Below are 9,228 nucleotides of genomic sequence, written 5' to 3' on the forward strand. Positions count from 1 at the left end.
GCCGGTGTTGCGCGCCTTCCCTCTCCAGACTTCCCGCGAGGTGGTGCGGGCCGCCCTGGGATCCCCCAGCCAGCAGGGGCGGGGCGCCTGGCCCAACACCGTGTACGACCTGTACCGCTTGGGCGGCATGAACTTGAGCCTCACCTACGACGAATCCAGCCTGGCGCTGCAACAAATCGAGGCCACCATCGCCGACGACGTGCCCGCCCCGCAGGCGGAAGGGCTGCTGGAAGACATGCTGCAGGCCCCCTTGCCCCCCCAGTTGCAGCGAGAACTGCAGGCGGTGCGGGAAAACCGTTCTGAGCGCGTCCAGTTCCGCTCCGGCTCTTGGTCTGGCCTCGTCGAGCGCACCCCCCAGGGCCACCTCTACCTGGCCGTTTGGGATCCCCCGCCCAGCCCTTCACCTTCCCCGCCCACCGTCCCCGTTGCCCAGCCCCGTCCGGCCCCTCGCTCCAGACCAGCCGCTGCCGGCCCTCGTCCCGGCCAGACCATGCAGGAGCTGCTGCGCCGTACGCGCGAACTGCGGGGAGATTGAGCCATGTCTGCTTCCGAAGACAAAAAGTCGCTGTTGAACACCGTTGTCCACTTCTTCAAAACCCTGGCAATGGGGCGGCCTTTCCCTGCTGGGCCCACTGCCCTCCTCAAGCCCCCCGACCCTCCCCCGCCCAAGCGCCCGGTGCGCCTGCGGATTACTTGGCCGGGAGAAGCTCCCCAGGTGTTTGTCCTGCAGGGATCCGACATTCTGGGTCGCAGCCAGACGGTGGCCACCATCCGCATCCCCGCCCCTGCGGTGAGCCATCTGCACGCCTGCGTTCGCCCGCGTCCGGGTTGGCGTCTGCCCGGCCTGGGGTGGCGGATCCCGTTGCCCCCGATTCTCTACTGGCTGGGGTGGAACGCCGGTCGCTACCAACTGGAAGATCAAGACTCCACCAACGGCGTCTTTCGCCTCAAGCCCTTTGGCGGCGCCGAGCGGGTGCGGCGGGTGATCCTGCGCCATGGCCAGCGACTCAGCCTTGGCCCGCCCCGGGATCCGGAGAGCGTGTTTATTCAAGTGTTGGATCCACCGCCGCCGCAGGTGTACGGGGTGCGCGGCTGCCTGATCCTGATGGCGCTCTTGGGGCTGGGGGCGAGGATTTGGATCGGCCACGAGTGGAGCAAGTTCTCAGTAGAACCGCCGCTCGCCGCCGATCGCAACCCCCTCATCGTCCTGGCCGGGGATCGGCAAACCGAACTGCGCCGCCACCAGGGGGATACCTACCGGGAGCTGCCCAACCTGGAGGCCTTCGGCCCGATTCTGCCCAAGGTGGTGGTGGCCGCCGAAGATCACCGCTTCTACTCCCACTTCGGGGTCGATCTGCTGGGCATTGGCCGCGCCTTTTGGGTCAACCTGCGCTCCGGGGAAGTGCAGCAGGGGGGCAGCTCCATCAGCCAGCAACTGGCCCGCACCGTGTTGCGCGACTACACCGGCTCAGGCAACACCTTTGGCCGCAAGCTGCGGGAGGCTGTTGCCGCCCTCAAGCTGGAGCGGCGCTACAGCAAAGACGAAATCCTCACCCTCTACCTCAACAACGTCTACCTGGGCAACGGCATCTACGGCTTTGAGACCGCCGCCCAGTTCTACTTCGGGATCCCCAGCCGCCAGCTCAGCCTTTCCGAAGCCGCCACCCTGGCCGCCATCCTGCCTGCTCCCAATGCCTTTAACCCCATCGCCAACTACGATGCCGCCGTGCGGGGCCGGGATCGGGTGTTGGATCGCCTCAGCGAGCTCCAAGTCTTCCCAGAAGAGGAGATTCGGCGGGCCCGGCGCAGCCGCCTCACCCTCAACCCCAATCTGCGCTCCCAGACCTCGACGGTTGCCCCTTACTTCTACAGCACCGTCTTCCAGGAGCTGCGGCAGCTTCTGGGCCAAGACCTCTCGGCAGAGGGCAACTTCATCATCGAGACCACACTGCATTTGCCCTACCAGCGGCTGGCGGAGCAGGCCCTGGCCCAAACGGTGCGCGAGGCGGGCTCCCGCCTGGGCTTCAGTCAGGGTGCCCTGGTCAGCCTCGACAGCCGCAACGGCGAGATCTTAGCTCTCGTGGGCGGGATCGACTACAACGCCAGCCCCTTCAACCGGGCTACCCAAGCCCAACGGCAGCCGGGATCCACCTTCAAAGTCTTCACCTACGCCGCCGCCCTCAGCCAGGGGATCCCGCTTTCGCAGGTGCTCTCCTGTGAGCCGCTTACTTGGGGCAACCTCACCTTTCAGGGCTGCCGCTCGGGAAGTGCCCCCATGGACTTGGCCCGCGGCTTGATCCTCTCCGAAAACGTAATCGCCCTGCGGTTGGCCCAACAGGTGGGGCTGGAGCAGGTGGTGGCCATGGCGCGGCAAATGGGGATCCAATCCCCCTTGCAGCCCTATCCTTCCCTGGTACTCGGCACGATGGAGGTGAACCTGCTGGAGCTGACCGCGGCCTTTGCTCCTTTGGCCAATCGCGGCCTTTGGTCCAGGCCCCACACCATCCGCCGCATCCTGGATAGCAGCGATTGCGCCAACCCCGACGACTTTCGCACCTGCCGCGAGATCTACCCAGGCCGCGAGGATCCCCGCTCGCAGCGGCTGGTTTTGTCGGCAAGCGTCGCCCAGCAGATGACCGCCGTATTGCAAGGCGTGATCCGCTCCGGCACCGGCACTGCCGCTCGCCTTGGGATCGGAGAAGCGGGCAAAACCGGCACCACCACCGCCAACAAGGATCTGCTCTTTATCGGCTACACACCCAACCCGCCTCTGGTAACCGGCATTTGGCTGGGCAATGATGACTCCAGCCCAACGCGAGGGAGTAGCGGCATCGCCGCTCAAACTTGGGGAAGTTACATGAAGCAAGTCATTCAATAGCTCGCCAAAGCCAATCAGACAACTCCACATCCCGACAACTCGACAAATAGACGCTTTGCCTCCCTCACCCCCAGCCCTCACCCCCGGCCCCTCTCCCAGAGGGAGAGGGGAGTTAGAGCGGCGCGTCCGCGACAGCGTTGCGGAGCGATAACGACGTAGAGAAACGTTTCATTGCTATTTGAAATGGCTATAAGCTGGAAAAGGCTGTAACCTAAGCCGATTAAGTCTTCGGGCTGTTGTCAGAACTGTCTCTGAAGTCCGAGTAACAGAAACGGGGAAGATCAGCAGGATTTGCGGAGAATGGTCGCGATCTGGATTAGGGCTTCTTGAAACACCTCTCGCTCTGGCTGACCTTGCTTGAGCTGGTATTCCAGTTGCAAAAGTTGCTGCATTGCCTTCAGCAGAGCTGCGCTTTCCAGGGATCCCACCTCTTTCTGTAAAAAGTAAACTCGGTTGGGGTTGGCGATCTCTGCTTTTTGGGCGATGACTTTGGGATCCCGTTCTCCCTCCTCCAGCAGCAGCCGTACCCACAGCCAGGTGCGGAATTGGCCCACCAACACTGCCAGGATCTTCAGGGCCGGCTCGTTGTGATCCAGCAGATGGGCCAGGATGGGCAGGGCCTGATCCAAGTTGCCCTGGCGCAGGGCGGCCGCCAGTTGAAAGCTGTTGTAGGCGCTGGCGGGAACCAAGGCCTCGATTTGCTCAGGGGAGATGGGATCCTCTTGAGCGGCTGTAAACAGAGCCAGCTTTTCCAATTCCATCGCCAAGCGGCGGGAGTCGTTGCCCACCGCCTCGGCCAACTTCTGGGCTGCCGCCGGGCTGAGCTTGAGATGCCGTTGCCGGGCTTCGCTGTATACCTGTCTAAGAATGCCCTCTTCATCCCAGGGAGGCAGTTGGGGAAACTCGCGGACGATGGCCACTTTCTTGAGGATTTTGGTGGATTTGAGGCGTCCGTCCGGCTTGCTGCTGCTGGTTAACAGCAAATGTGTCGTGGGGGGCAACTGGGCCAGGGTGCGCTCCACTGCTTCCCACAGCTCTTCCGGGCAATGTTGGGTGAGTGTCGTCTCCTCCAGCCAAACCAGGCGGGCGTTGGATCCCAGGGGCGGCGTCATGGCCTGGCTGAGGCCGACAAGCGTCGATTCCGGTGGCAGGCGATCGTAATTAAAAGCAGCCCAATCGGGATCCAGCACTTGATCCCGCAACTGCTGCACCGCCTGCATCAGCCGATAGGTGTCATCTCCCCAGTAAAGGTAGACGGGCATAATACCCTAGCCCCCTCATCAACGCTCTGGCTGGATCCCTGGCCAACCTGTTTGATTGAGGCGGCTGCAGATCCCAGCAAGTTGCTCAGCCTCCGCAGAGCCGCCACTGCAACTGGTCTCCAGCCCTTTTCCGTGGTTTCTCTAGGCGTTATTTTACGTAAATCAACGCGCATGCTCCCGCCCTTTGTCCGGGATCCCCCAGAAAAAACCGGGCCAGGTTCAAGCCTCTTCCCTCTCTCTGAAAAAAGGTGCCAGCTTTGCATGATCTTTGATTTGGCCCTAGCTTGGCAAATTCTGTGTTCCCACTGAAGAAAGATCATCAATCTTCTCCTAGATTGAGCTTAGGGATAGGCATCGGGAGGGGGTTGCGAACGATGGACACCATTGGCGAACTGGAGTTCAAGGTACAGGTTCTGGCTCGCTGCCTGGGATCTGCTTTGGGTTTAGGCCGTCCTACCCGTGTTCAGATTCATTATTGCGATCCTCAAACCTTGAATGCAGACAAATCGGGATCGGTGATTTCTCCTTTCAATTCCCAAGAAGTTAAGGGATCTCAGTTTCGCCCGTTGGCCTCGGTTGCCTAAGTGATGTTTCGAGCTTGGTCTCGACAAGGCTATCAAAATCTCTGGATACCTCTCGGCCAAAAAGAGACGGGTGGGCAGTTTAATGGGGGGATAATTCCCCCCAAAGTTGTTTCGTCTTGGGCTGCCTCTAAAACAACCAGTCCTGAAGCCAAGCCCAGGAAGAAAAGATTAGCCTTCTAGAAAGGGGATCCCTCTTGCCTTCCCGCCCTTGCTCCTGTCCGCTGGGGATATAAACTCGGAAGATGAGCTGAAGCCTAGGGTGTTGGAAGGAGTCATGCAACGAGCAACGCAAGCATGGCGCGGCCTGCTGCTGCGGGATTTCTCTATCGAGTCCTGGTGGCAGGGCAGCCTTTTGAGCCGAGTGTCGGGATCCCTGCGGCAGTGGGGCAAAAGCAGCCGGCTCGTCCAAACCTTGGATTGGATCGGTTTGGGCCTGGTGCTGCTCTACTGGTTTTTTTCGGCCCAAAGCTCCACCGGCATCCTAGGTCTGATTTTGCTGGCTATGGCGGCGCTTGTGGTCTTGGGCTGGCTGGTGGAAACCCCGAATTGGCTGCCCGTCCATCTGCCCCTAGGCCTGTTTTGGGGCATAGCCACCCTGGCCACAATCCTGTCGCCGGTTCCCTATGCAGCGCGGGACGGCTGGCTGAAGTTGACGCTCTACCTGGCCGGCTATCTGCTGCTGCAGCGTCTGCTTCGCCAACTGCAGTTCCGGGATTGGATCGTCGGATCCCTGCTCTTGGTCAGCTTGGGGATGGGGGTCTATGGCCTGCGGCAATACTTTTACGGGGCTGCCGAGCTAGCCACCTGGGTGGATCCGGAATCGGGCTTGGCAGGCCTGACGCGGGTGTACAGCTTTCTGCGCAACCCCAATTTGTATGGGGGCTACCTGGTTCCGCTCCTCCCTCTGGGGCTGGCTGCCATTTGCATCTGGCCGGGCTGGGGGATCAAGCTCTTGGTTGGGTTTACAACTGCCGTCAACTTCATCTGCCTGATGCTGACCTACAGCCGCGGCGCCTGGATTGGCGGCCTAGCAGCGCTGGGAATGATGGCGGTGCTGCTGGCGCAATGGCAAACCCCCCACTTGCCAGCCCGTTGGCGACGTTGGACGCTGCCGGCTCTGTTGGGAGGGGGGGCAGCCACGTTGTTGCTTGCGATCGTAACAGTACGCCCCCTGCGGCTGCGGGCTCAGAGCCTCTTTTGGGGACGGCTGGACACCAGCAACAATTTTCGCCTCAACGTCTGGGCCGCCGCGCTGGACATGATCCGCGACTTTCCCATCTTGGGGATCGGCCCCGGCAATGTCGCCTTCAACCGCGTCTATCCCCTCTACCAGCGGGGCAACTTCAGCGCCCTTGGGGCCTACTCGGTGCCGCTGCAACTCGCCGTGGAGACAGGCTTCATCGGATCCCTGGCTTTTGCCTGGTTTTTGCTGGTGCTCTGGGATCACGGCTGGAGAGGCTGGAACACTTTGCTCAGCTCCCGGGATCCCGAGGGCCTGTGGGTGGCAGCAGGCTTAGCGGCTTGCACCGGCATGATGGCCCACGGCCTAGTGGATATCATCTGGTACCGTCCCCAGGTACAAATGCTGTGGTGGCTGGCGGTGGCCCTCGTCACAGCCAGTCTGGGTTCTCCTCGATCCTCAACGGCCGCTGAAAGACCCAGCTCGTGAGATGCCGGCGCGGACTTCTTAGAGTGGCCCGGGCTTGGCCTTCTGGTCTTGACGAGAGCAAATCTAGAGTGGTAGGCATTCTCAGTAGAGGAACGAAAATGTATCTAGATTTACAATTTGCAGGTTTTAGTAGTGTTAGAAATTAGCGGAATTGCTGGGGATATGGGAGGCCAATGAAAAAGATCGAAGCTGTAATTCGGCCCTTCAAGCTAGATGAGGTGAAAATTGCCCTGGTCAACGCCGGCATCGTCGGCATGACGGTGAGCGAAGTGCGGGGTTTTGGTCGACAAAAGGGACAGACCGAGCGCTATCGGGGATCCGAGTACACGGTAGAGTTCCTGCAAAAACTGAAGGTGGAGATCGTGGTCGAAGATGACCTGGTGGATACGGTGGTCGAGAAGCTGATCGCGGCGGCTCGCACCGGCGAAATCGGGGACGGCAAGATTTTCATCAGCCCTGTCGAGAAAACCATTCGCATCCGCACCGGCGAACTCAACCAGGACGCCCTGTAGAGAAGGTGAAGGTCTTGGAGCCTGGGTAGCTCGACCCGAGTCCCAGGCTGGCTTGCAGTGGGCAAATGAGGGATTTTTGCCCTATCTACTAGTGCGTTGTGAAAAGTACCGTCACTTTAGGTAAGTCGAAAAGCATGTCTACAACGATGATCCAAAAGCATAAGAACCCGCTACCTCAGCGGCTTGGGCGACTGGCCAAGTGGAGTCTAACTGCTGCTCTGACGATTTCGCTGGTTTTCCTATTGGGCCAGGGGAGTGCCTTCGCCCAGGACGCGGAAGTCGTACAGGAACATGCTGACATTGTCTGGACGCTGGTGGGGGCAGCCTTGGTGTTCTTCATGCAGGCGGGGTTCGCCATGGTGGAGACGGGCTTTACCCGCGCCAAAAATGCCGCCAACATCATGATGAAAAACCTGATGGACTTTTGCATGGGCTGTTGCGCCTTTTGGTTCATCGGGTTTGGCCTGATGTTTGGAGAAAATACTGGCTTCTTTGGCAGGAGCTGGTTTGCTTTCAGTTGGCAGCAAGCCCACGAAGCAGGGGATTGGCCCTTCACCTTCTTTGTCTTCCAGATGGTGTTTGCCGCCACCGCTGCCACCATTGTTTCCGGGGCCATGGCGGAGCGCACCAAGTTCGTGGCCTACCTCATCTACTCTGTCGTCATCTCTGGGCTGATCTACCCCATCTCGGGGGGCTGGGCCTGGAATGGTCTCTTCGGCGACTACAACGGTGGCACTAGCGGCTGGCTGGAAAATCTGGGCTTCATCGACTTTGCCGGTTCGGGCGTAGTGCATTTGGTGGGGGGCGCTTCCGCCTTGGCCGGGGCCATGGTGCTTGGCCCTCGCATCGGCAAGTACGGCCCCAACGGCGAGCCGCGGGCGATTCCCGGCCACAACCTGCCCCTAGGGATGCTGGGAGTGTTTATCCTCACCTTGGGTTGGATTGGGTTCAACGCTGGCTCGACCACAGCCGCCAGCCCCGATATCGGCTGGATTGCCATGAACACGCTGCTAGCCGCTTCGGCAGGGGCCATTGGGGCGATGATCACCTGCTGGGCGCATTTTGGCAAGCCGGATATGACCTTTGCCGCCAACGGGGTGCTGGCCGGCTTGGTAGGGATCACCGCTCCTTGCAACACTGTCCACCCTCTGGGAGCTTTGATCATCGGTTCGGTGGCCGGGATCCTGGTGGTCATCTCGGCGGTGATTCTGGATACGGTGCTGAAGATTGACGACCCGGTGGGCGCCGTTTCGGTACACGGCACCTGCGGTATTTGGGGGGTGTTGGCAGCAGGGATCCCTTGGTTTGCCCACGCCGATTCAGGGGTGACCTGGGCGCAATTTGGGGTACAAGTTGTGGGCGCTCTAGCCTATTTCTTCTGGCCTTTCCTCACCTGCTTGATCCTGTTTTTGATCCTCAAGGCAACCGTTGGCCTGCGCACCAGTGCCGAAGAGGAGCTGGCCGGCTTGGATGTGGGCGAGCATGGTAACGTGGCCTACCCGGATTTTGTGATTGCTTCCGCCGAGTTGGACCAACCTTGAGGCGGCACCCCGGCTCTGAGGGGGATCCAGCGGCACCAATCGCCACTGTCAACGATGAGGAGGGCCAAGCCTGGCCCTCCCTGGCTGTAAACTGGGATGCGGTTGGATGCACTTTTGGATCCCATGCACCTGTTGATCCCGGCGGCTGGCAGTGGCAAGCGAATGGGGGCGGCGGTCAACAAGCTGTTGTTGCCGCTTTTGGGCCAGCCCATCTTGGCTTGGACGTTGCAGGCGGCGGATCGGGCCGGTTCTATTGAGTGGATCGGCATTCTCTCCCAGCCCGGCGATTGGCCGGCCATGGAGCAGATCCTGGCGTCCATCGAGCTGTCCACGCCGGTGCAGCTTCTGCAAGGAGGGGCGACGCGGCAGGAGTCGGTTTACAGGGGGGTGGAGTATCTCTATGGGTTGGGAACGGTGGAGCGGGTGCTGATCCACGATGGAGCCCGCTGCTTGGCCACCCCTGAATTGTTCGATCGCTGCAGCGCCGCTCTGGAGCAGGTGGACGGCTTGATTGCGGCGATCCCTGTCAAGGATACGATCAAAGTCACCGAGACCGGCCCCAAGGGGATCCAAATCCAATCGACACCGGAGCGCAGCCGGCTGTGGGCAGCTCAGACACCGCAGGGGTTTCGCCTGTCGCTCTTGTGGCAAGCCCATCGGGAGGCGCTGGCCCAGGGGTGGCAGGTAACCGATGACGCAGCCCTGTTCGAGAAGCTGGGTTGGTCGGTCTATATCGTGGAAGGTGAGGAGTCTAACCTGAAGTTAACCACCCCCTGGGATCT

6 protein-coding genes and 1 pseudogene are annotated in these 9,228 nt (G+C 60.8%); 6 read left to right on the plus strand and 1 reads right to left on the minus strand.

The features are described from left to right. Both NW857_RS01670 and NW857_RS01675 read left to right on the plus strand, forming a co-directional pair. Window positions 1–535 (plus strand): annotated as a pseudogene (locus tag NW857_RS01670) (serine/threonine protein kinase); the annotation flags it as partial. 3 nt (window positions 536–538) lie between these two features. Continuing rightward, entirely contained in the window at window positions 539–2,878 is a 2,340-nt protein-coding gene (locus NW857_RS01675) for a transglycosylase domain-containing protein (RefSeq protein ID WP_414332397.1), read from the plus strand. Between the two features lie 281 nt (window positions 2,879–3,159). Here the strand turns inward: NW857_RS01675 and holA are convergent, their stop codons facing one another. Continuing rightward, window positions 3,160–4,140: a DNA polymerase III subunit delta gene (gene holA, locus NW857_RS01680; RefSeq protein ID WP_414332399.1), complete on the minus strand. Its 981-nt coding sequence runs from the start codon at window positions 4,138–4,140 to the stop codon at window positions 3,160–3,162. Window positions 4,141–4,998: 858 nt separating this feature from the next. On the opposite strand from holA, the gene NW857_RS01685 reads away from it, so the two are divergent. From NW857_RS01685 to ispD, 4 genes are all read left to right on the plus strand, one after another. Further along, window positions 4,999–6,393 carry an IctB family putative bicarbonate transporter gene (locus tag NW857_RS01685; RefSeq protein WP_414367789.1) on the plus strand — a complete coding sequence of 465 codons (1,395 nt, stop codon included), beginning with the start codon at window positions 4,999–5,001 and terminating at the stop codon, window positions 6,391–6,393. Between the two features lie 173 nt (window positions 6,394–6,566). Continuing rightward, a complete protein-coding gene (locus NW857_RS01690) occupies window positions 6,567–6,905 on the plus strand; it encodes a P-II family nitrogen regulator (protein WP_011430352.1) in 339 nt (112 codons plus the stop codon). A gap of 134 nt (window positions 6,906–7,039) precedes the next feature. Further along, window positions 7,040–8,446 carry an ammonium transporter gene (locus NW857_RS01695; RefSeq protein ID WP_414332404.1) on the plus strand — a complete coding sequence of 469 codons (1,407 nt, stop codon included), beginning with the start codon at window positions 7,040–7,042 and terminating at the stop codon, window positions 8,444–8,446. 123 nt (window positions 8,447–8,569) lie between these two features. Continuing rightward, a partial coding sequence (ispD, locus tag NW857_RS01700; RefSeq protein ID WP_414367805.1) for a 2-C-methyl-D-erythritol 4-phosphate cytidylyltransferase occupies window positions 8,570–9,228 on the plus strand: 659 nt, incomplete at its 3' end.

It is taken from the genome of Synechococcus sp. H55.9, from assembly GCF_047462355.1.
Taxonomy (GTDB): Bacteria; Cyanobacteriota; Cyanobacteriia; order Thermostichales; family Thermostichaceae; genus Thermostichus.

What these genes read in the sequence shown, in the direction of transcription:
- NW857_RS01675 (WP_414332397.1), top strand. Translation starts at nt 539, where the DNA reads ATGTCTGCTTCCGAAGACAAAAAGTCGCTGTTGAACACCGTTGTCCAC.
- holA (WP_414332399.1), bottom strand. Translation starts at nt 4,140, where the DNA reads ATGCCCGTCTACCTTTACTGGGGAGATGACACCTATCGGCTGATGCAG.
- NW857_RS01685 (WP_414367789.1), top strand. Translation starts at nt 4,999, where the DNA reads ATGCAACGAGCAACGCAAGCATGGCGCGGCCTGCTGCTGCGGGATTTC.
- NW857_RS01690 (WP_011430352.1), top strand. Translation starts at nt 6,567, where the DNA reads ATGAAAAAGATCGAAGCTGTAATTCGGCCCTTCAAGCTAGATGAGGTG.
- NW857_RS01695 (WP_414332404.1), top strand. Translation starts at nt 7,040, where the DNA reads ATGTCTACAACGATGATCCAAAAGCATAAGAACCCGCTACCTCAGCGG.